Origin of the sequence: Myxococcus virescens (assembly GCF_900101905.1) — a bacterium.
Taxonomy (GTDB): Bacteria; Myxococcota; Myxococcia; order Myxococcales; family Myxococcaceae; genus Myxococcus; species Myxococcus virescens.
In genome coordinates, this window is the sequence record NZ_FNAJ01000002.1 from 574,845 (window position 1) to 596,311 (window position 21,467).

The following is a 21,467-nucleotide window of genomic DNA, read 5'->3' on the forward strand; positions in this document are numbered from 1 at the left end:
CCTCCGTTAGAGAGACAGGATGGCATACGCGCCCACCTCGAATTCGCGGCCTTCGAGTCCCTGGTCGAGCGCCGTCTGACTGAGTCCTTCCGAGTACTGGTCCAGCATGCGCACCAGTCCGCGCACGCCGAAGCGCGTCGTCACCGTCCCCATCACCGGGCGCTTGAGGCCGTAGGACAGGTCTCCACCGAGCTGGATGGGGTAGGTGAGGTTGAAGACGCGGTGGTAGTCATACGGGCCCCAGTTGTTGAAGTGGAGCTGCGTGGTCAGCATCAGCGTGTCCCACAGCACGGAGGCATCCACGCCGAAGCGCCGCACCTGCCGGTCGTCCTCGCCGGAGGACTGGTTGCTGCCGGCGAAGGCGGCGCCGAAGATTTTCAGCCGCTGCATCGGGTTGGTCACCAATCGCAGCGTGGCCTCCCATTCGTCCCGGGCGGACGGCGCGTTGCCGAAGGCCACCATGCTGCCATCCGCGAGGATGGCGATGCCCGCGTCACGAGACGTCGGTTGCCGCCGGTACACCAGGTCCAGACCCGCGGCGAAGGGCGCGTCTTCACGCATGTCGCGGTCCCACTGCCAGAACCAGGTGCCGGGCGTGGGGTCGAAGGTGAGGAGCAGCTCGGCGCCCAGCGTCTCGCGGTTGTCCAGGACGGTGAAGGCGTCCACCAGCACGTTGCGCGGACGCACGCCGGCGAAGTACCGCCCCGACTCCGGGTCGAACGCGTCCTCGATGCGTGGGTTGGGCCCGATGAGGGGCTTCTGGTACAGCAGGTTGGGCGACACCTGGAACGCGCTGCCGACCTGCACCACCGCGCCGGCCTGTCCACCGAAGTGGTTGCCACGGCCGCTCTCGCGCAGGCTCCAGCCCGTCAGCAGGATGCCCTGCTCCGGACCGCCGTCCGCCACCAGGCCGCGGTAGGAGCCCTGGAGGAACGTTCGCACCGCGCCCAGGTCATATGTGAGGCGTGCCTTGGCACCCAGGGTGTCGAGCATCCGGATTTCGTCCCGCATCACCTCGTAGCCGCTGTCGAGGTAGCTGGGGCCGTCCGTGGGGCGCGACCAGGTGAACGCCTCGCCCACGCGTTGCGGGGCGGCGAGGATGCCGCCCACCTCAAGCGCCATGGGCCCCTTCGTCCATCCCAGTGACACCGTCGACCTGCGCGCCACGCGCTCGCGGATGACGGAGGCGGTGAGCTGGGTGGAGCCCCGGGCGATGTCCTCCTGGTGCATCAGCGTCAGCGTCACTGGCCCCACGTTCCGGCGGTACTTGGCGACGATGGACGGGTTGGCGCCCCAGTAGAGCTCCGGGCCCACCGCCACCTTGAGGCCCTCCAGGTTGTTCTTCCCGGTGAAGACGACGCCGAAGGGCGCGTTGCCCTTGTAGATGTCCAGGGCGGGGCCGTAGTTCGCCTCTCGGTAGAGGCCGAAGAAGTCGCCTTCCTCGCCCCAGTGGTAGTGGGCGGTGCGGTAGAAGCCCTCCAACTGGAAGTCCGCTCGGTCCAGCTTGAACTCGGCCTGGTACAGCGCGAGCCGGTCCAGGCCCAGCGGCTGCTGCCCCGCCGGGTTGCCCACGCCGGGGACGGGGGCCTGGCCCACGCCGCCGTTGGCCGTCGTGGGCGCGGGGGGCGTGCCGCGGTTCTCATAGAAGATGTTGTTGAGGCGGTTCTGCGCCACGTTGCCCACGACGTTGAACGAGGCGCGCCCGTACACGCCCGAGGTCGGCTGGAGTGCCAGGTCGAAGAAGATGGACTCCGTGTGGTCCGCGGCCACCTGGTTGGGCCGCACCGTGGCGATGCTCCCGCGCGACAGCGAGCTGTCCATCAACAGGCGCAGGTTGGAGACGCGCACCGCGCTGAGGTCATCCGCCCGGGCCAGCGCCATGGACGACTCATAGCCGCGTGACAGCTCCGTGGGGCGGATGGACGCGAAGTGCTCGCGGATGGTGTCGGGGTTGGTGGTGGGGGCGTACGGGTCCATGCGGAAGGCCGCCTGGAGGACGTAGTACGCGGTGCGTGGTTGAATGCGCGCGATGCCGGCCTCGTCCTCGGGACCCAGCGCGCAGATGCCGAACCACTCCTCGTTCATGTTGTTCTGGCCCGGCACGAAGTCGGATTCGTAGCCGCCGTTGGGCCAGGACGCGGTGGTGTCGTGGACGGAGAGGTTGGCCTCCTGGTTGTACTTCCACCAGCCGTCCACCCACTGGAACACGAAGCCGCCCAGGGCGTTCTGTGCGCGGCCCTGTCCATAGGCCTGGGAGTAGATTTCCTCCCACTGCCTGCGCAGGTACTCGGCCTGCGCCAGGTGGTCCTCGCGGCCGGCCTTCGCGTCGTAGGCGTCCGCGCCGAACTCGGTGAACATGACGGGCTTGTTCAGCTTGCGCAGCACCTCGTCGAACAAGTCGCGGGCGGACGGGCCGCGGTAGACGTTGGAGCCCAGGATGTCCAGCTCGGGCATCAGCCGCGCGATGAGGTCGATGTACTGCAAGTCGCCATTGGCGATGGAGACGGGGTGCAGCGTGTCGCGCTGCTTGATGGTCCGCACCGCCTCGCCCATCAGCGAATAGAGGTGCTCCGCGCGGGCGGTGTCCTCCTGGCCGGGCAGCGCCTCGATTTCGAAGCCCGTCCAGTGCAGGCCGTAGTTGTTCTCATTGCCCAGCATCCACATCAGCACGCCGGGCACGTCCCGGTACTTCTCCACCTTCTGCGCCAAATCGTTGAGCAGCGCTCGGCGGTGGTTGGGGTTGGAGTAGTCCGTGTTCGGCACCATGACGCCGTCCACGTTCGTGCCGTAGCGGCCCATGAGTGGGTTCACCACGGTGTAGATGCCGTAGTTCTTGTGGATGTACGTCACCCACTGCGGCGGGATGTCGTCGAACTGCCGGATGGCGTTGACGCCCATGTCGCGCAGCAGCGTCATCTCGCGGTGCAGCACCGCGCGGATGAAGTCCTCCTTCTGCGTCCACAGCGAGTACCGGTAGTTCTCGCCAATGGGCGTGTAGCCCCAGTTCATGCCGAAGATGGGGAAGTCCCGGCCGTTGACCTGGAGCTTGAAGCCGCGCTCGTCCCGGTACACGCGGACGGCCTGCGCCGCCGCGTTGATGGTGACGGGGGACACCCGCACCACCGGCGCGTCCGACGGAGGTGGGGGCGTCTCCGGCCCGCTGGGCGGCGGCACCTGACCCAGCGTGAGCGCGAGGCTGGTGACGAGGATGAGGGCGTTCACGCGGCGAGCTCCACATCGAGCCCGTTCTTCTCCACCAGGGCCTTGTAGAGGTGAGCGCTGTCCTTCGGGATGCGGCGCTGCGAGTCGTAGTCCACGTAGACCATGCCGAAGCGCTTCTGGTAGCCGAAGGCCCACTCGAAGTTGTCCATCAGCGACCAGGCGAAGTAGCCCGCAAGCGGCACGCCCTGGCGGATGGCCTCCAGTGACGCCTCCAGGTGCGAGCGCAGGTACGCCACGCGCTTGTCGTCATGCACCTTGCCGTCCTCGCTGGGGCCGGTGGCGTAGGCACACCCGTTCTCGGTGATGTAGAGGGAGCCGGGCTGGTAGCGGGTGTGCAGGTGCACGAGCAGCCGGGTGAGGGCGGGGGCGTACACCTCCCAGCCCATGTCCGTGCGCTCGGGCTCGGGGTGCACGGTGCGCGGCGCGTTCTGCGACTCGGGGATGCGGTCGCTGCGCATGATGGCGCGCGAGTAGTAGTTGATGCCCAGGAAGTCGGTGGGCACGGCGATGGCGGCCATGTCGCCGTCTCGCACGAAGGGCAGCGTGGACGAGGCGAGGTGCCCGTCCTTCACGTAGTCCTCCACCACGTCCTTCGGGTAGCCGCGGCCGTAGAGCGGGTCCAGGAACCAGCGGTTGAAGCTGCCGTCATGGCGGCGGCACGCCTCCGCGTCCTCGGGGCTGGGAGACGCGGGCTCCGCGGGCGACAGGTTGAGGGTGATGCCCACCTCCGCGTTCTTCACGTTGGCGCGGATGACGGGCACCGCCTGGCCGTGGGACAGCAGCGTGTGGTGCGCGGTGGCCAGCACCTCGCCCCAGTTCTTGTGGCCGGGGGCATGTTCGCCGTTGCCGTAGCCGAGCACGCTGATGCACCAGGGCTCGTTGTGGGTAATCCACCGCTTCACGCGGTCGCCCAGCTTGCGGCTCATCACGTCTGCGTACTCGACGAAAGCGCTCGCGGTGTCGCGGGAAGGCCAGCCGCCCAGGTCCTGGAGCGCCTGGGGCAAATCCCAATGGTAGAGCGTGACGAAGGGCTCGATGCCCGCGTCCAGCAGCCCGTCCACCAGCCGCGAGTAGAAGTCGAGGCCCGCGGCATTCACGGCGCCGCGCCCGGTGGGGAGCACGCGGGGCCAGGCCACGGAGAAGCGGTAGGACTTCACGCCCAGCCATCGCATCAGCGCCACGTCTTCGCGCCAGCGGTGGTAGTGGTCGCACGCGACCTTGCCGTCCGACCCGTCGCTGATTTTGCCAGGGGTGGCGGCGAAGCGGTCCCAGATGGACTCACCGCGCCCATCGGCGCTGGTGGCGCCCTCAATCTGGAAGGCGGAGGTGGCCACACCCCACAGGAAGTCATTGGGGAACTGCCGCATTGTCGGAGGCTCCTTTCGAGGATTCGAGATGGCAGCGGACCATGTGGGCCGCGCCGTGGACGTGAGCGGGGGGGAGGGTGTCGTGGCAGCGCGCGTCCGCATGGGGACAGCGGGGCGCGAAGGGGCAGCCGAACACCGGCCTGGGGCCCGTGGCGGGCCGCACGGGCAGCGGGGTGTTGAGGAAGTCCGCGCCATCCGGCACGGCGGACAGGAGCAGCCGGGTGTACGGGTGCCGGGGCGCGGCGAGCACGTCCGCCGTCCTGCCGGACTCCACGACGCTGCCCGCGTACAGCACCAGGACGCGGTCGGCCAGGTGGCGCGCGCTGGCCAGGTCATGGGTGATGAAGAGGATGCCGATGCCGCGCTCGCGCGTCAGAGCGCGCAGCAGTTGGAGCACGCCCCGTCGCGTGGACACGTCCAGCATGGAGGTGGGCTCATCGGCGATGATGACGTCCGGCTCCACGGCCAGCGCGCGCGCCACCGCCACGCGTTGCCGCTGGCCGCCGGACAGCTCATGCGGGTAGCGCTGCGCCAGTTGCTCCGCGGGCGTCAGGCCCACGGACTCCAGCAGGGCGTGGACGCGGTCCTCGAGTCCGGCGCGTGTGGCCCGGCCATGGCGCAGCAGCGGGCGCTCCAGGTGATGGGCCACGGTGTGGACGGGGTTGAGTGAGGCGAAGGGGTCTTGGAAGACCATCTGCACGCGGCCCCGGTACGCGAGCGACGCGCCGCCGCGCTCCAGGGTGAGTACGTCCTTGCCGCCCAGCCGCAGGCTGCCAGCATCCGGCGTGTCCAGCCGCGCCAGCACCCGGGCCAGGGTGGACTTTCCGCTGCCGGACTCGCCCACCAGCGCGACGATTTCGCCGCGCTCCAGGGTGAAGGACACGCGGTTGAGAAGGGTGCGGCGCGACCGGGAGAGGAAGCCGCCCACGGGCACCGTGCGCAGCAACTCCGTGGCCTCCAGCAGTGGGGCGCTCATCGGCCACCTCCCTGCGCGGCGGCCTGGGGCGGCGCGCGCTCCGAGCTCGCCCGCGTCACGTCCGCCGGCACCTGCGCGTCCGCGGCGCTCAGGTGGGGGAAGGAGGACAGCAGCAGGCGCGTGTATGGGTGGCGCGCGTCCGTGCGCAGGCGCTCGGCGGTGTCCAACTCCACCAGCTTGCCGCCCTGGAGCACACCCACTCGGTCCGAAAGCGCGAGCAGCAGTGGCAAATCGTGCGTGATGAAGAGCACCGCGAAGCCCAGCCGCTGCTTCAACTCCAGCACCCGCTGGAGCAACTCCTTCTGCACCACGACGTCCAGCGCCGTGGTGGGCTCGTCCATCACCACCAGCTTCGGCTCCAGGGCCAGCGCCAGGGCGATGCCCACGCGCTGCCGCATTCCACCGGAGAGCTGGTGCGGCCACGCGCCCACCAGCTGCGGCGCCAGCCCCACCATGGCCAGCAGCTCCCGTGCCCGGGCATGGGCCGCGGCGCGGGTGGTCCGCCCATGGGCGGCGAGGGTGTCGTGGAACTGGTCCCCCAGCGTGAGCACCGGGTTGAGCGCGCTCATCGCGCTCTGGAAGACCATGGACACCTGGCTCCAGCGGTATGCGCGCAGCGCGGTTTCATCCAGCGCCGTGACGTCCGTGCCATTCAGGAGGATGCGGCCCTGCGTGATGCTGGCGGCCGGAGGCAGCAGGCGCAGCAGCGCGTATCCCAGCGTCGACTTGCCGCTGCCGGACTCACCCGCAAGTCCGAACACCTCACCGGGCGCGATGTCGAAGGACACTGAGTCCACCACCCGCGCGGGCCCACGCTCCGTGGCGTATTCGATGCACACGTCCCGGAAGCTCAGCAGGGCACCGGACGGCGGCGCCGCGTCCGCCGAAGAGGACCGCGCCGAGCGGACCGCCGTGGTCGCCACCAGCGGCGCCTTCAGCGCCGGATTGGTCACCTCGTCGATGGCGGAGCTGAGCAGCGTCAGCGAGAAGCCGACCAGCGCGATGCACACACCGGTGGGCACGAAGACCCACCAGGAGCGCGTCAGCAGCGCCGCGTCGTTGCCGGCCCAGTAGAGGTTGGTACCCCACGTCACCGCGCCCACGTCGCCCAGGCCGAGGAACTCCAGGCCCACCTGCGCGCCCACCGCGTAGAGCGTGTTGCCAATGAACGACGAGCCCAGCAGCGACGCCATGTTGGGCAGCAGCTCCCGGACGACGATGCGCGAGCGGCTCTCTCCCGCGACGAACGCGGCGGAGACGAAGTCCCGGTTGCGCAGGGCCATGGCCTCGGCGCGGAAGACGCGCGCGTTCCAGGCCCAGCCGGCCAGCGACAGCACCACCACCATGCGGAAGGGGCCGGAGGGCAGGTAGGCGCCCAGGACGATGGCCAGCGGAAGGCCGGGGATGACGAGGAAGACGTTGGTGGTGAGCGTCAGCACGTCATCCACGCGGCGGCCCAGATACCCGGACGTCACGCCGATGAGCGCGCCCAGGAGCGTGACGAGCGCGCCCACCGCGAAGCCGATGGCCAGCGTCTCGCGCGCGCCCACCACCGTCTGCGCCAGCACGTCCTGCCCCTGGCCCGTGGTGCCGAACCAGTGCGCGGAGGAGGGCGGTTGGTGGGGGCGGCCCACCAGCTCCGTGGGGTCCATCACCAGCCAGGGCCCGATGAGCGCGAGCACGATGAAGCCCAGCAGGATGCTCCCGCCCACCGCCGCCTTGCGTTGGCGCAGCAGCCGTCGAAGAAGGTCACGCATGGGCGCGGGTCCTCGGGTCCAGCCACAGACACAGCAGGTCCACGGCGAAGTTCGCGGCGAGCACGGCGAAGGTGATGGTCAGGAAGAGCCCCTGCATGAGGGGGTAGTCCTGATTGCGCACGGCCAGGATGAGCAGGTAGCCGGTGCCCGGGTACGAGAAGACAATCTCCGTCAGCAGCGAGCCGCTCAGCACGAAGCCCAGCGCCATGCCGAAGCCCGTGACGTTGGGCAGCAGCGCGTTGCGCGCGGCGTAGCGCAGCATCACCTGCCGGGGCGGAAGTCCCTTCGCGTGCGCCAGCCGGAGCGTGTCCGTGCCCAGCGTGGCCACCATGGTGTTGCGCATGCTCAGCATCCACCCGCCCAGCGTGGCCGCGACGATGGAGGCCGCGGGCAGGAAGGCGTGCCGCGCCACGTCCGCCGCGAAGGTGAAGGACAGCGCCGGCTCCAGGTCGTGCGAGTACGCGTGCCGCAGCGGGAACCAGCCCAGCCCGAACCCGAAGAGGTACAGGGCCAGCATGGCCAGCCAGAAGTAGGGGAAGGCCCCCAGGAAGGCGAGCGCCGGCGCCACCGTCGCGTCCAGCCACCCGCCGCGGTTCCACGCGGCCAGCACGCCCAGCATGGAGCCCACCGTGAAGCTGATGACGACCGCGCACCCGGCCAGCCCCAGCGTCCACAAGAGGCCGGTGCCAATCACCTCGGACACAGGCGCCGGGTAGTACGCGTAGGACAGGCCCAGGTCGCCGCGCAGCAGGTGCTTCAGGTACGTGGCGTACTGCACGTACCAGGGCGCCTCCGTGAAGCCGAAGGCGGTGCGCAGCGCCACCATGGCCTCGGGCTGCACGCGGCCCTCGAAGCGCGCGAACATGGCGGACGCCGGGTCACCGGGCGCCAGCCGGGGGATGACGAAGTTGAGCGTCAAGGACGCCCAGGCCGCCAGCAGGTAGAAGCCCAACCTCCGCAGGACGTAGGCCATGGCGCTCAGGGCTCCCTGGGGACGAGCGACGTCAGCACCAGCAGGCTGTCGGGCTCGGCATGGGGGGACAGGCGTGCGTAGGGGTTCTGCTCGGTGGGAAAGCCGGTGAAGCGCCGCGAGTTGGACTCGCCCCAGGATGGGTTGGGGAAGAGGGGGATGGACGGCGCCAGCTCGGAGTAGCGCCGCTGCACCGCCGCCATCAGCGCGCGCTGCGCGTCCTCGGTGTCCGCGCGCTCGAAGCGCGTCAGCAGCGCGTCCGCCGCCTCATCACCGAAGCGGTGCCAGTTGGACGCGGCCACTTCGCCCACCGGGCGCACGGTGCGCGGGGACAACTGCCACTTGTAGAAGGTGTACGGCGTGGGGCCGTCCAGGGACCAGGAGATGGCCAGTTGGAACTCACCCTTCTGGAGCCGCGCGTACCACGCGCCGAACTCGTAGGTGCGCAGCTGCGCCTGCACGCCCAGCTTCCGCAAGTCCCGCGCGACCACCTGTCCGGCGCGCACCCAGTCGGACCAGCCGCCCACCACCTCGATGTCCAGCGCGAGCGGCTGGCCATCCGCCTTGCGCCGCAGCCCGTCCGGGCCTTCCTTCAAGCCCGCCTCGTCCAGCAGCCGCTTCGCCGCCGCCAGGTCGTGCTTCACCCACGCACCCTGGGCCGCGTCCGCGTCGCGCCACGCGGTGTATGCGTCGCTGAGCGCGGTGGCGTCCGCCGGCCGCGTGTAGCCGTACATGGCGACCTCCACCAGCCGCTCGCGGTCCAACGCCATGCTCAGTGCCTTGCGCACGCGCACGTCGTCCAGCGGCGGCAGGGTGGTGTTGGGGTAGAGGAAGACGGTGCTGCCGTAGAGCGGGAACCAGCGGCCATGGTGCGCCGGGTCCCTGGCGACGAAGGTGCGGTCCACGGCGGGGACGAAGTTGCCCGCCCAGTCCACTTCCCCCTCCACCAGCGCCAGGTTGGCCTGGTCGTTGGTGGGGAAGGCCAGGAAGCGCAGCGCGGAGACGGCGGGCTTGCCGGGCTGCCAGTAGTGCGGGTTGCGGCCCAGCTCGTAGACCTGGTTGCGGAAGACGGTGACCTCGGTGAAGGGCCCGGTGGCCACCGGCCGCGGGTTGGTGAACGTCACCGGGTCCGCCACCTTCTCCCAGACGTGCCGGGGGACGATGGGCTGCTGCGCCAGCTCCGCGAAGCCGGGGATGTAGATGCGGGAGAACTGGAAGGCCACCGTGTGCGCGTCCTCCGCGCGCACGTCCTCCACGAAGCGCCACACGCCGCCCGCGTCCAGCGCCGCGTGCTGCCTGAGCAACTGGAAGGTGAAGGCCACGTCGTCCGCGGTGAAGGGCCTTCCATCGGACCAGCGCACGCCGGGGCGCAGGGTGAAGCGCAGCGTGCGGCGGTCCTCGGACCACGCGTGGCCGGTGGCCAGCCAGGGCGTCCACTGGCCCACCGCGGGGCTGAAGATTTCAAGGCACTCGTAGATGCCCGCGCGCGTGGGCCAACGAGCGCCCGCGCCCGCGAACAGCGGGTTGAAGTTGCGCACCCAGGTGCTCTGTTGCTCCACGGAGACGAACAGCACTCCGGGCGGCCGTGGGCGGGGTTCCACCTTGCAGGCCACCAACAGGAGTGTCAGCGCCCAGCGCGCGACCCTCACGTGGGCCTCGCGTAGACGCGGACGTAGTCCACCTTCATCTGCTGCGGGAACACCGTGTCCCTGCCCACCGGGCCAACGAAGTTTCCCCCCACCGCGACGTTGAGGATGATGAATTGGGGCTGGTCGAACACCCAGCGGGCGCCCTCGGGGAGCTGGGCGGGCGTCGCCTCGAAGAAGGCGGTGCCGTCCAGGAACCAGCGGATGCGGTTCGGCTCCCACTCCACCGCGTAGACGTGGAAGTCCTCGTTCAGCCGGACGCCGCTGACGACGTAGTCCTGGCCGAGGTTGTCGCCGGCGGAGTACCCCGGCCCGTGCAGCGAGCCCCGGAGGATGGACGGCAGCTGGCCCCGGTACTCCATGATGTCGATTTCGCCGCACTCCGGCCAATCGACGCTGTTGATGTTCGCGCCCAGCATCCAGAAGGCGGGCCAGATGCCGCGGCCCACGGGGAGCTGGATGCGCGCCTCGATGCGGCCATACGTGGTTTCGTAGCGGCCCTGCGTCCGGATGCGCCCGGAGGTGTAGTCCCGGCTGTTGTAGCGCTCGCGGCGCGCGGTGATGACCAGGTTGCCGGCGCCGTCATGCGCGGTGTTCTCGGTCCGGTCGGTGTTGAACTCCTGCTGCTCGTTCCCCCAGCCGTGTCCCCCCACGTCGTGCACCCACCGCTCGGGTGAGGGCGGCGTCCCCTCCGGTCCATCGAACTCGTCCTGCCACACCAGCTCCCAGTCCGTGCTGGGCTGCGGATGGGTGAGGGGCGGCGGGGTGCCAGGGCGGTTCACCCGGTTGGCGGCCGGGTCACAGGCGAGGCCCGTCAGGGCCAGGGCCACGGGGAGGAGGCGCTGGAGCGTCATGCAGGTTTGCCTATGTGTTGGAGGGGGAAGAGGGTTCGGTCACGCAGCGCGGCCTGGAGCACCAGGGTGGCCGCGCCCACGGCGATGGCGCGGTCTCCCAGCGCGGAGGTGACGATGCGCGTCTCCGCCATGGAGGTGGACAGCGCCCGCTTGCGCACCGACGCGCGGAGCGGGTCCAGCAGCAGGTCTCCCACCGACGAGATTTCGCCGCCGAGCACGACGATGGCGGGGTTGAGCAGGTTCAGCAGACCGGCCACGGCGATGCCCAGGTAGTGCCCGAGCCCGTCGATGACCTGACGCGCGGCCGGCTCACCCGCCCGCGCGCCTTCCACCAGCTCGCGCACCGTGAGGGCGCGCTTGTCCTTGCGGCCCATCAGCTCCCGCGCCCGCTCCAGCAGGGCCGCGGACCCGATGAGCGTGACGAGGCAGCCGCGCAGGCCGCACACGCACTGCGGTCCGGAGGAGTCCACCGCCATGTGGCTGATTTCGCCCGCGGTGCCGCCCGCGCCACGGTAGACGTCGCCGTGGATGATGTGGCCGGAGCCGATGCCCGTGGCCAGCTTGATGTACGCCAGGTCCTCGCCGTTGACGCCCGCGCCCCAGTAGCACTCCGACAGCGCGCCCAGGTTCGCGTCGTTGTCCACGAACACCGGCAGGCCGAACGCGCTCCGCAGCGACTCCTGCACGTCGTAGTCGCGCCAGGCCGGCACCAGCAGCGGGGACAGCTTTCCGGGAGCGGACGGGTGGACGGGGCTGGGCACGGCGATGCCCATGCCCGCCACGGAGCGGCGCGGTACGCGTTCGGCGTCCAGGACCTCTTGAACCAGCTCGCGCACCTTCTGGAGCGTGCCCTTGGGGTCCTCGCGGACGGCATGGCTGGCGTGCCGGTACGCGCGCACCCGGCCGCGCAGGTCGGTGAGCGCGGCCGTCACGTGGGTGGCGCCCATCTCCACGCCGATGAGGCTGAACGCGTCATCGCAGAAGCCGATGAGGGTGGGGCGACGGCCGCCTCGGGACACCCCGGCGCCAATGCTGCGCACCAGGCCGGAGCGCTCCAGGTCCGCCACGATGGCGGAGACGGTCGACGGACTGAGCTCCGTCCGCCGGGCGATCTCCGCCCGGGAAATCTGACGCTCGCGCCAGATCATGTTGAGCAGCAGGCTGCTGTTCTGCGCGCGCATGCCCGCCGCATCGACCGTCGTCACCGCCGTTCCCACTCGCATCGTCCTCTCGCTCCGTTCCGCCGCGAGGATGGGGTGGGTGTCAGTGCCAGTGGATGTCGTCGATGAAGAAGACGAGCGGAGTCGTCCTTCCATCGGCGGTCCATCCGAAGCCACCCACCACCTGTCCATACCGGACGCGGCTGATGTCGATTGTGTACTGGGTCGGGGTGGTGGTGAGCGCCACGTTCGCTTCTTTCACCTCGAAACCGTCCGCGGCGTTCATTCCCACCATGAAGGAGACGACTTCGCCGCCCTCCGTGCCCCAGGCGTAGAAGGATACGGTGGTGGCGCCGTCCGGGACGCTGAAGCCGGGCTGGTCTCCCCAGTTGCCTTCCGGGTACTGCCAGTACACGCCCGCCCAACCGTCGCTGCCGGGCGTCCAGGTGAACTTGTGGCAGGCGCCCCGCTGTGAACCCGCCCGCCCAGGCAGACACTCGGTGCCGTCGTAGGTGACGCCGCCCCGCGAGCCGTCGCCCATGTAGCCGCTGGGAATCCAGGTGCCGTCCACGGCCAGGGGCAGGGTGGGGACGGTACCGGCGTCTTCCTCGGTGCCGGCGTCTTCCTCGGGCTCGGTGCCCGCGTCCGGCTCCGTGCCGGCGTCAGCCTGCGTGCCCGAGTCGGGCTCCGTACCCGAGTCGGGCTGCGTGCCGGAGTCAGGCTGCGTGCCGGAATCCGGGGTCTGCTGACCTGCGTCAGGCGTGGGCGTGGGGTCCTCTTCAGGGTCACATCCCGCCACCAGACCAGACACCGCGAAAACGCCCGCCGCCACCCACGCCCACGCGAAACGCTTGTTCGGATGCATGCGCTGCCCTCCACGGCTGGAAGACTTCATTCCCACTGCGAAGAAACAAGGGTGCTTCGAGAGTCGTCGTTTCCTAGGGCGGCGCGTCGGAAAGGCGTGGAGCAGCCGCGAACGAACGCGAGTTATTTCGAGTGGCGAAGAAAGTACCAGCGAGAATCCGGTGATTGCAAGTCTGTGACAGTCCATTCCCTGTGACGCATTGCTGCAAAGGCAGACGGCCCACCCTCCCGAGGGAAGGTGGGCCGTGGCGGACGTCAGGCTTGGACGTGCTGCTATTCGTCGCTGACAGGGTCCAGCAGGTAGCTGATGCGCACCATGAACTCGCGGGAGAAGACAGGCATGGGCGCGTGGCCGCCGTTGTAGGGCTGGGCGATGCGGAAGTTCGTGCCGGTCAGGTTGTAGACGCCCGCGCCAATCTCCAGCCCGCGCGTGCCCACGTCCTGAGCGCGCACGAAGAGGTTGAGCAGCAGCTGCGTGGGGAGCTCCTCCACCGCCGCGTTGCCCTCGTCATCCGGCACGTCCACGGCGTAGCGCTTGCCCACGAGGACGGCGGTGGGGCTGACGGTGAGCCAGGGCAGGACCTTGATGCTGCCGGTGAGCGCGGCCTTGTGAGTGGGCATGCCCGTGAAGGCGTTGGGCTGTCCGGGGACCTGGTAGTCCTCCACGTCATTGCGGCCTGACGGCGTGTAGAACGAATAGTTGAGGGCGGCGCGGCCCCAGCTTCCGCGCACGTGGTAGTCCAGCTCGACGCCGCGGCTGCCCAGGCGCCCGAGGTTCCGGTAGGCCTCCGTGTTCGTTAACGCGTCGTATGAATAGATGATGGGGTCCGCCACGCCCATGTCGAAGGCGTTGGCGCTCAGCGCGTGGCCTTCTCCCATGCGCAGGGTGCCCTCCAGCTCGAGCACCGTGGTGCGCTCGGGCCGGACGTCGGCGCCCAGGCTGATGTTCTCGATGCTCGGCGCGCGGAAGGCGCGGCTGAACAAGGCCTTGCCGCTGAACGGCCCGAAGCTGCGCAGCAGCACCAGCCGCGGCACGAAGGACTCACCGAAGGCGCTGTGGTTCTCCACGCGCGCGCCAGCCACCACGTTGATGAACGGATTGACGGAGAAGGCCTCCACGAAGCCCGCCAGGTTCACGTAGGAGACGCTGTCGGCCTCCTCGGGGCCGAAGCCCGTCTGGAGGCCCACACCCACCGGGCCGTTGACCCACCCCTGGTCGGATGTCACATCCACGCCGCCGGTGAGCTGCAGCCAGTCCAGCGCCGCCCAGCGCGCCAGCGTCCGCCCTCGCAGGCGCAGCACCTGCTTGTCGTAGAAGAAGGGCGAATCCTGGTCCGAGTCACTGAAGGGCTTGGAGAAGGTGAGGTTGAGGCGGGGGATGATTTCCACCCGCTCGTCCGGGCGGAACCTGTCGCTCAGCTCCGCGTGGAGGGACTCGAAGTCGGTGGGCGCGGGCGCTTCCAACACCTCGTCGAAGGCGACGATGGCGGAGGTGCCATAGCGCTGGTACAGCACGCTGAGCTGCAGGTCCTTGTAGCCCACGCCGGCCTGCACCATCGTCGGGTCCAGCCGCGAGTTGCCACCCAGCTGCGCGGTGTTGCCGAAGAAGTCCTGGAAGACGCCGCTGCTGCGCTGGGCCTGCGACAGTCCGGCGGACGCGAAGATGCTCAGGCCCGGCGCGGACTCGAAGACCTTGCGGCCGGAGACGGTGAGCCCCCGCCGGCCGTTCACGCTGCCCATCTGTCCGTACATGCCGGACACCATCAGGTCCGTGCTGCCCTGGACGCCGCGCGTGACGACGTTGATGACGGCGAGCTCCGCGTTGCCGCCGTAGATGACGGAGCCGGGGCCGCGCACCACTTCGATGCGTTCGATGAGCTCGATGGGGAACTCGTTGCCCAACTGCATCGTGGAGTAGAGCTGCTCGTTCATCTCCTTGCCGTCCACGACGAGCAGCACCTTGCCCTCGTAGCCCCACAGGCCGCGGAAGCCGGGGCCGACCGCGCCCTGGGTGTCCACGCCGAAGAAGAAGCCTGGAATCTGCAGCAGCAGGTCCATCAAGTCGCGGGCGCCGGAGTTGCGAATCTCCTCCGCGTTCATCGCCGTGACGACGGCGGGGGACTCCTGGAGCCGGGTGACGGCGAAGGAGGCCACCTGGCTGTGGACCTCCGGCTCCTCGTCACCCAGGTTCCCCGCGTCGGTGTCCTGGGCGAGCGCGGGACTGGAGCACAGGAGGAGCAGGGCTCCGATTGAAGGTTCGGACCACCTACGGCAGCGGCGCATATCGACCTCGATGCGGAAAGGGAGCGCGGCTCTCCGCGCGAACGGCCTTCAGGTCAGCGGATGCGGACGGCGGTGCTCTGGTCCGCCACGACGTCGACGGTCAGCTTCCGCTTCACCACGCCATTGACGCGGACCTCCAGGCGCGCGGGCCCCGCGGGAAGTCCCTGGGCGACGAGCGGCGGGAAGCCATACGGCCGGTTGTTGATCCACACCTCGCCGTAGAGGCCGGGAGACGTCACGTCCAGGCGGCCCTTGCCCGTCGCCGTGGGAGCGGCGGTGGCCACGGACGGCTCGGCGGTGGGAGGCGACTCGGCGCGCGCCGCGGTGGCAGCGGGGCTGGTGGCCGCGGGCGGGGCGGCGGGAGGCGGCGCCTCCACGGAGGCCGGCGCGGCCGCCGTGGGCCTTGGCGCGGGAGCGAGCTCGGCGGTGAGGTCGCGGTTGAGGGAGCGCACGTCGTCCTCGCCCAACGCCACCGTCTCCTCGGCCAGCGTGCGCTCACCCTGCGCGAGCGCCACGCGGTACGTCCCCGCGCGCAGCGGCAGCCGCGCCGGCGTGAGGTCCATGGGCTTGCCGTCCACCCGCACCATCAGCCCGGGGGGCGTGGACGTCACCAGCAGCAATCCGCCGCGTGCCTCGTCCGCGGAAGTGGACTCCTGGCGAGGCTGAGCCCGGGCTGTCCCGCGCGCCGGCCGCGTGCGCTGGACGGAGCGGGCGGGGGCCGGCGTGGGTTCGCGTTGGGCGCGGGCCTGCTCGCCTTGCTGACGCGCCTGCTCTCGCGTTCGCAATTCGGCCGCGATGCGCAGCAGCTCCACGAGGTCGCCCTGGTCGTCCTTGCGCAGCCGCAGCGCCTCCGTGAAGTCGGAGACGGCCGCGTCGTAGTCGCGGTCCTCCAGCGCGGCCAGTCCCGCGGCGCGACGGGCCCGGGCCAGGCCGTCGTTCGGGTCCTCTCGCGGAGGTTCCTCGGGCGCGGTGGGCGGCGGGGTGGGCGGCGTGTGGGTGATGGCGCCCGGCGTGGCCTCGGGGGCGCTGTCGCGTCGGCTTCGCACCACGCGGTAGGCCACCGCGTTGGCGGCGAGCGTGCCCAGGATGATGACGGCAATCCACGTCTTCTGTTTCATCAGGCTCTCGTTGCCGCGCCGTCAGCGCCGGGCGGCAGCCGCTCAAGGGGCCAGTAACCAGAACAGCGCTGTGCCCAGGGCCGCGCAGCACGCGGCCAGGGCGATTCCCCACGGAAAGCCCTGGCCGCCCGTGTCGAGCGGCACCTCCACGGCGCCATGCGCCCGCGTGGCCGCGGAGGTGCTGCTCAGCTCTCGCTTGGGCTCGGCGCTGGGGGCGGGCGTCCGGCCCGTGGCGGAGTTGCTGCCATGGGAGGTGCTGGAGGCGGGCAGCGCGGTGGGCGGCTGGCCCGTGAGGCCGGGGGGAAACAGCTCGGCGACGAGCGCCGCCATCTCATGCGTTCCCGACGCCCACTGCTGGGCGGCGCGGAAGCGCTCCAGGTCATCGCGCAGCTCCCGGGCGCTCTGGTATCGCGCGGAGGGGTCCTTCTGCAGCAGCCGGAGGATGATGCGCTCCAGCTCCGCGGGGAAGTCGGGCATCCCCTCCGACGGCGGCGGCACGTTCGCCTGGGACGCGGCCATGATGGTGGCCTCCAGCGTGTCGCGCTTGAACAGGCGGCGCCCGGTGGCGGCCTCGTAGAGGACGATGCCCAGCGAATACAGGTCGGAGCGGTGGTCCAGCTCCTGGCTGGTGATCTGCTCCGGGGACATGTACGGGTACTTGCCCTTCACCACCCCGGCGACGGTGCGCTCCGCGTTGACGGCGCTCTTCACGATGCCGAAGTCCGCCAGCTTGATGATGCCGTCGCGCGACACCAGCACGTTGCCCGGCGTGACGTCGCGGTGCACCAGCATGAGGGGCGTTCCATCCGGCAGCGTCTTCGCGTGCGCGTACGCGAGCGCGTCCGCCACCGCGAGCCCCACGTCCACCGCCACGCGAGTCCCCACCACCCGGCCGCTCCGGAGGGCCTGCCGCAGCAGCCGGTCCAACGAGTGGCCCTGAATCCACTCCATGGCCAGGTAGTACTGGCCGTCCACCCGCCCGAAGTCGAAGACCTGCACGATGTTCGGGTGCGTCAGCAGCGCGGCGACCTTCGCCTCGTCCGCGAACATGCGGCTGAACGACTCCAGGCTGGCGTACTCCGGCAGGACGCGCTTGATGACGCAGGACTTGGAGAACCCGTCGGGGCCGTCGATGGAGGCCAGATAGAGCTGGGCCATCCCGCCGGTCGCCAGCTGCTGGACAAGCCTGTACTTGCCGAAAGAGCTGTCCTCGTTGTCCAACGTCGTCCCCAGGTATTTGCTGGAAAACGAGGAAGATATTGTTAGTGCCCCTACCCCACAAGTTTCCAGCCAGGTGGCAACTCTGTTGCAACCGTGGGCCTGGAGGCGGTGTGGGCTCAGCGGCGCTTGGGCCGGGACTTCTTGGCGGCGGTCTTCTTCCGGCGGGGCTTGCGCGGCGGCTTCGTCACCTCGGCGAAGCGCGCGCCAGCGATGCCGGCATGCTCCAGGGCCTCCTTGATGCCTTCGGACACGATGAGGCTCACCGGCCAGCCCCAGGTGCGGAACACCCGGGCGCCGTTCGTCTTCGTGGGATCGACCCGGAGTCCGCGGACGTTGCGGTAGTGCCCCACGCGCTCGGGGAGTCCGTCCTCGGCGGTGTAGTGGATGACCTCCTCGCAGGCCCGGTCGTCGATGCAGCGCACCAGCCGGGTGGCGACGAGGATGAAGTGGGGCTCATCGCGGTCCTCCACCTCCACAGGCAGCAGCTGCACGTCATCGGGGGCCAGCTCCCGGAAGACGGAGGCCACCCGCGCGGAGACGACGGGGGTGAGCCCCGCGCCCGCGAGCGAGAAGTCCAGCGGCAGTCCCGGCGGCGTCACCGCCAGGCGCAGCTTGCCCACGCTCCGCACCCGGGCGCCGGAGGTGAAGAGCCAGACGGAGTCCAGCTTCCGGCGGACATCCACCGCCACCGGGTCGCTCAGCTCGGGCCGGCCGGGGATGCGGAAGTCGTCGTGGAGGTCGAAGTAGCGCGCCAGCCGGGTGGTGCGTGGCGGTGAGCGGCGCGCGGCCGGCTTCTTCGTCCGGGGCCGCCCGTCAGCGGCCACGTCTGAGAGGAGCATCTGCCGGGGGGCACCCGGCGTGGGGCCGGGGCCTCTTGTCGGGGAGCGTCGCGTCAGGACGCGGAGCGCCTCGGTGAGCCGCCTGAACATTCGCCAATGTTACTTCCCCCGCCCGCGGTATGGGGGAGGAAGAAGCGGCGGACCGGGCTCCCTGCCGCCTTCCTGCCCGCCCGCGGTCCCGCGGCTACCAGGTGGTGTGCAGCGAGTAGCTCGCGGCCCGGGTGTCCAGGCTGAGGAAGGAGAACTGCCCCTCCGAGCACGTGCCGCTGTTGAGGAACAGCTTGCTGCCGTGCTCCACCCGCAGGCCCAGGTGGGTGTGGCCGGTGACGACAACGTCCGCGTGATGCGCGTTGGCCCGCGCCATGGCCCAGCGCTGGAAGGTGCACCGCTCCGGGTCCGGCAGCGCGTTGGTGATTTTCAAGTCCAGCGCCTGGAACCAGCGGAACATCGCCCGCATCCGCATCCGCCGCAGCCACGCCCCGGCCCACACCGCCGCCTCCGACAGCAGGCGCGCCTTGCGAATCATCCAGTCGTGGTGGTGTCCGTGGGTGAACAGCATCCGCACGCCGTCCGCCTCCAGAATCAGCTGGTCGGGCGCCCCCAGCACGGTGCCCGCCACCAGGTCGTGGTTGCCGTGGATGTAGTGGTAGCGCGGCAGCTCGAAGCGCCGGACGATTTCCGGGTGCGCCGCGCGGGCCGCCAGCAGCTCGGCCACCTTCCGCCCCGGCGTGCGCGGGGTGAGCGTTTCGAAGATGTCCCCGAGCAGCACGATGTGCTCGAAGTTGCCTTCCAAGAAACGGAGGAACCGCAGGAAGCCGGAGTCGTCGTGCCCGAAGTGGTCGGCGGCATCACGCCGCCCGAGATGTAGGTCCGAAATCACCGCGATCCGCATGCGCTCTCCCAAAGTGCCCTGGAAAGGTAGGGACTGCGTGCGGCGGCGGAATGGTCGGCGCGCGAAAATCTCGCTGCAACCGGATGCCATTCGTGTGTCACCACGACGCGCCTTTCCTCTTGGCCCGGCATCACTGGAGCCAGCTCCGGGGCTCCCGCCACCCTGCGCACGACCGGCGCATTCGTCCATGAGACCTGTGTGCTTTGTGTCGCGACGCGGATGAACCGCGTTTCGGCACCGGACATCCGTGGGCCCACACCTCGCGCTTCCGCACATTGACTTGAAATCGTGTCTGTTTGACACTAACTATGTGTCCTGAAGACACGAAGCAGGGCGGAGGGCCCATGGTCATCGGCTACATGAAGGCGGCACCGACGACGTACGTGATGCAGTTCGAGGCGGGGAAGGTGGTCCGGGAGGGGGCGGGGCTCTCGTTCTTCTACTGGAAGCCGTCGGCGACGCTGGTGTCGGTGCCGCTGTCCAGCGCGGACGTGCCCTTCGTCTTCAACGAAGTCACACGGGACTTCCAGGCGGTGACGCTGCAAGGGCAGCTCACGTGGCGCGTCACCGACCCGCGCCGGCTTGCATCGTTGCTGGACTACTCCTTGGGCCCCACGGGGCGCTACCACTCGGACGACCCGGAGAATCTCGAGGAGCGGCTGGTGCAGGTGGCGCAGGTGCGGGCGCGCTCGGTGGTGCAGGGGCTGACGCTGCGCGAGGTGCTGGTGCGCTCGGACGCCATCGAGCAGCAGGTGCTCGCGGCCCTGGCCGTGGCGGAGCCGGTGAAGGCGCTGGGCGTGGAGGTCATGGCCTTCTCGCTGCTGTCGGTGAAGCCGGCGCCGGAGATGGCGCGGGCGCTGGAGGCCGAGGCGCGCGAGGCGCTGCAACGCAACGCGGATGAAGCCATCTACGCGCGCCGCAACGCCGCGGTGGAGCAGGAGCGGCGCATCAAGGAGAGCGAGCTGGCCACGGAGCTGGCGGTGGAGGCGCGGCAGCGGCAGATTCGCGAGGCGAAGATGGCCGCGGACATCGCCGTGGAGGAGCAGCGCGCCGCGCTGATGACGCGCTGGAGTGACAACGAGCGGCAGGCCGCGGATGCCCGCGCGTACGCGCTGGAGAAGACGCTGGCCCCGGTGCGCGGGGTGGACTGGAAGACGCTGATGGCCACGTCGGCCAGTGGTGGGGACCCGGCGCTCAACATCGCCCTGGCCTTCCGGGAGATGGCGGAGAACGCGCAGCGCATCGGCGAGCTGAACGTGTCGCCGGACCTCCTGCGCTCGCTGGTGGGCGCGGCGGGCCGCGAGCGCTGAGGCGAAGGAGGGGGCCATGTACGAGAAAATCGTGCTCGTCACCCGCCGCACACGGATGGCGGGCCTGGTGGAGCGCTTCAACACCAAGAAGCAGGCGAAGTTCTACGTGGAGCACGCGGGGCAGGACTTCGATGAGTTCACCCGCGAGGACGAAACCTACCGGTGCAACGTGGACTCGTTGCGAGAGTCGCTGTCCTTCGGGCTGCCGGTGCAGCAGGTGGACCGGAGCCTGGTGCCCACCTTCCTCTTCACCGGCAAGGAGGTGGTGGTCGTCGCGGGGCAGGACGGGCTGGTGGCGAACGTGGCGAAGTACGTGGGGGAGCAGCCGCTGGTGGGCGTGAATCCGGACCCGGAGCGCTTCGACGGCGTGCTGTTGCCCCATTCGGTTTCGGGGGCGCGCGGGGCGGTGCGGCGCGTGTTGGAGGGCAAGGCGGCCTTCAAGCGCGTGACGTTGGCGGAGGCGCGGCTGGATGACGGGCAGCGGCTGCTGGCCTTCAATGACTTGTTCATCGGGGCGCGCTCCCACGTGTCCGCGCGCTACCGGCTGCGCACCGGGGACCAGGAGGAGTCCCAGTCCTCCAGCGGCGTGGTGGTGTCCACGGGCGCGGGCGCCACCGGGTGGTTGTCCTCCATCTTCAACCTGGCGCGAGGCGTGACGGCCCACGCGGGTGGCGTGCCGTGTGCGCCCGTGCGCCTGGGCTGGGAGGACCCGCAGCTGATTTTCGTGGTGCGCGAACCCTTCGCCAGCCGTCACTCGGGCGCCAGTCTGGTGATGGGCGACGTGACGGAGGAGCGCGAGCTGGTGTTGGAGTCGCGAATGGCGTCGGAGGGCGTCATCTTCAGCGACGGCGTGGAGGAGGACTTCCTCCGCTTCGGCGCGGGTGCCACCGCTCGCATCCGCCCCGCGCGGCAGCGTGCCATGTTGGTGGCGGGCTGACGGTGCGCCACCCCGCGCGGAAGCACGGTCCGCGCGAGGCTCGCGTCCTGG

16 protein-coding genes are annotated in these 21,467 nt (G+C 70.1%); 2 read left to right on the top strand and 14 right to left on the bottom strand.

Annotation, left to right across the window (positions count from 1 at the left end):
• Positions 1-6: 6 nt before the first annotated feature.
• The 14 genes from BLU09_RS09080 to BLU09_RS09145 form a co-directional block, all read right to left on the bottom strand.
• Positions 7-3,222: a glycoside hydrolase family 2 TIM barrel-domain containing protein gene (locus BLU09_RS09080; protein ID WP_090488263.1), complete on the bottom strand. Its 3,216-nt coding sequence runs from the start codon at positions 3,220-3,222 to the stop codon at positions 7-9.
• The gene (locus BLU09_RS09085; RefSeq protein WP_090488265.1) at positions 3,219-4,589 is read right to left on the bottom strand and encodes a GH1 family beta-glucosidase; all 1,371 of its coding nucleotides are present in this window, start codon (positions 4,587-4,589) and stop codon (positions 3,219-3,221) included. The genes BLU09_RS09080 and BLU09_RS09085 overlap by 4 nt, the downstream gene beginning before the upstream one ends.
• Positions 4,570-5,565 (bottom strand): ABC transporter ATP-binding protein, encoded by a 996-nt coding sequence (locus tag BLU09_RS09090; RefSeq protein WP_090488267.1) that lies wholly within the window; start codon positions 5,563-5,565, stop codon positions 4,570-4,572. Before BLU09_RS09090 ends, BLU09_RS09085 begins: the two co-directional genes overlap by 20 nt.
• Entirely contained in the window at positions 5,562-7,322 is a 1,761-nt protein-coding gene (locus tag BLU09_RS09095; protein WP_090488269.1) for a dipeptide/oligopeptide/nickel ABC transporter permease/ATP-binding protein, read from the bottom strand. Before BLU09_RS09095 ends, BLU09_RS09090 begins: the two co-directional genes overlap by 4 nt.
• Positions 7,315-8,295, bottom strand: coding sequence for an ABC transporter permease (locus BLU09_RS09100; protein ID WP_090488270.1), 981 nt, complete (start codon positions 8,293-8,295; stop codon positions 7,315-7,317). Before BLU09_RS09100 ends, BLU09_RS09095 begins: the two co-directional genes overlap by 8 nt.
• A gap of 5 nt (positions 8,296-8,300) precedes the next feature.
• A complete protein-coding gene (locus tag BLU09_RS09105; protein WP_090488272.1) occupies positions 8,301-9,941 on the bottom strand; it encodes an ABC transporter substrate-binding protein in 1,641 nt (546 codons plus the stop codon).
• Positions 9,938-10,792: a glycoside hydrolase family 16 protein gene (locus tag BLU09_RS09110; protein WP_090488274.1), complete on the bottom strand. Its 855-nt coding sequence runs from the start codon at positions 10,790-10,792 to the stop codon at positions 9,938-9,940. The genes BLU09_RS09105 and BLU09_RS09110 overlap by 4 nt, the downstream gene beginning before the upstream one ends.
• Positions 10,789-12,015, bottom strand: coding sequence for an ROK family transcriptional regulator (locus tag BLU09_RS09115; RefSeq protein WP_011556479.1), 1,227 nt, complete (start codon positions 12,013-12,015; stop codon positions 10,789-10,791). The genes BLU09_RS09110 and BLU09_RS09115 overlap by 4 nt, the downstream gene beginning before the upstream one ends.
• A 40-nt stretch (positions 12,016-12,055) precedes the next feature.
• On the bottom strand, positions 12,056-12,817 hold the full coding sequence (locus BLU09_RS09120; RefSeq protein WP_090488277.1) for an ICP22 family protein: 762 nt from the start codon (positions 12,815-12,817) through the stop codon (positions 12,056-12,058).
• Positions 12,818-13,089: 272 nt separating this feature from the next.
• The gene (locus BLU09_RS09125) at positions 13,090-15,099 is read right to left on the bottom strand and encodes a TonB-dependent receptor plug domain-containing protein (RefSeq protein ID WP_090488279.1); all 2,010 of its coding nucleotides are present in this window, start codon (positions 15,097-15,099) and stop codon (positions 13,090-13,092) included.
• A gap of 53 nt (positions 15,100-15,152) precedes the next feature.
• A complete protein-coding gene (locus BLU09_RS09130; RefSeq protein WP_090488281.1) occupies positions 15,153-16,217 on the bottom strand; it encodes a PEGA domain-containing protein in 1,065 nt (354 codons plus the stop codon).
• Between the two features lie 42 nt (positions 16,218-16,259).
• On the bottom strand, positions 16,260-17,375 hold the full coding sequence (locus tag BLU09_RS09135) for a serine/threonine-protein kinase (protein WP_244171563.1): 1,116 nt from the start codon (positions 17,373-17,375) through the stop codon (positions 16,260-16,262).
• A 179-nt stretch (positions 17,376-17,554) separates the two neighbouring features.
• Positions 17,555-18,277 carry an imm11 family protein gene (locus tag BLU09_RS09140; protein ID WP_011556474.1) on the bottom strand — a complete coding sequence of 241 codons (723 nt, stop codon included), beginning with the start codon at positions 18,275-18,277 and terminating at the stop codon, positions 17,555-17,557.
• 184 nt (positions 18,278-18,461) lie between these two features.
• Positions 18,462-19,169, bottom strand: coding sequence for a UDP-2,3-diacylglucosamine diphosphatase (locus BLU09_RS09145; protein WP_090488285.1), 708 nt, complete (start codon positions 19,167-19,169; stop codon positions 18,462-18,464).
• 344 nt (positions 19,170-19,513) lie between these two features.
• On the opposite strand from BLU09_RS09145, the gene BLU09_RS09150 reads away from it, so the two are divergent.
• On the top strand, positions 19,514-20,479 hold the full coding sequence (locus BLU09_RS09150; protein ID WP_186817771.1) for an SPFH domain-containing protein: 966 nt from the start codon (positions 19,514-19,516) through the stop codon (positions 20,477-20,479).
• A 16-nt stretch (positions 20,480-20,495) separates the two neighbouring features.
• Positions 20,496-21,416, top strand: a complete 921-nt coding sequence (locus BLU09_RS09155; protein WP_011556471.1) for a diacylglycerol kinase catalytic domain-containing protein — start codon at positions 20,496-20,498, stop codon at positions 21,414-21,416.
• Positions 21,417-21,467 lie beyond the last annotated feature (51 nt).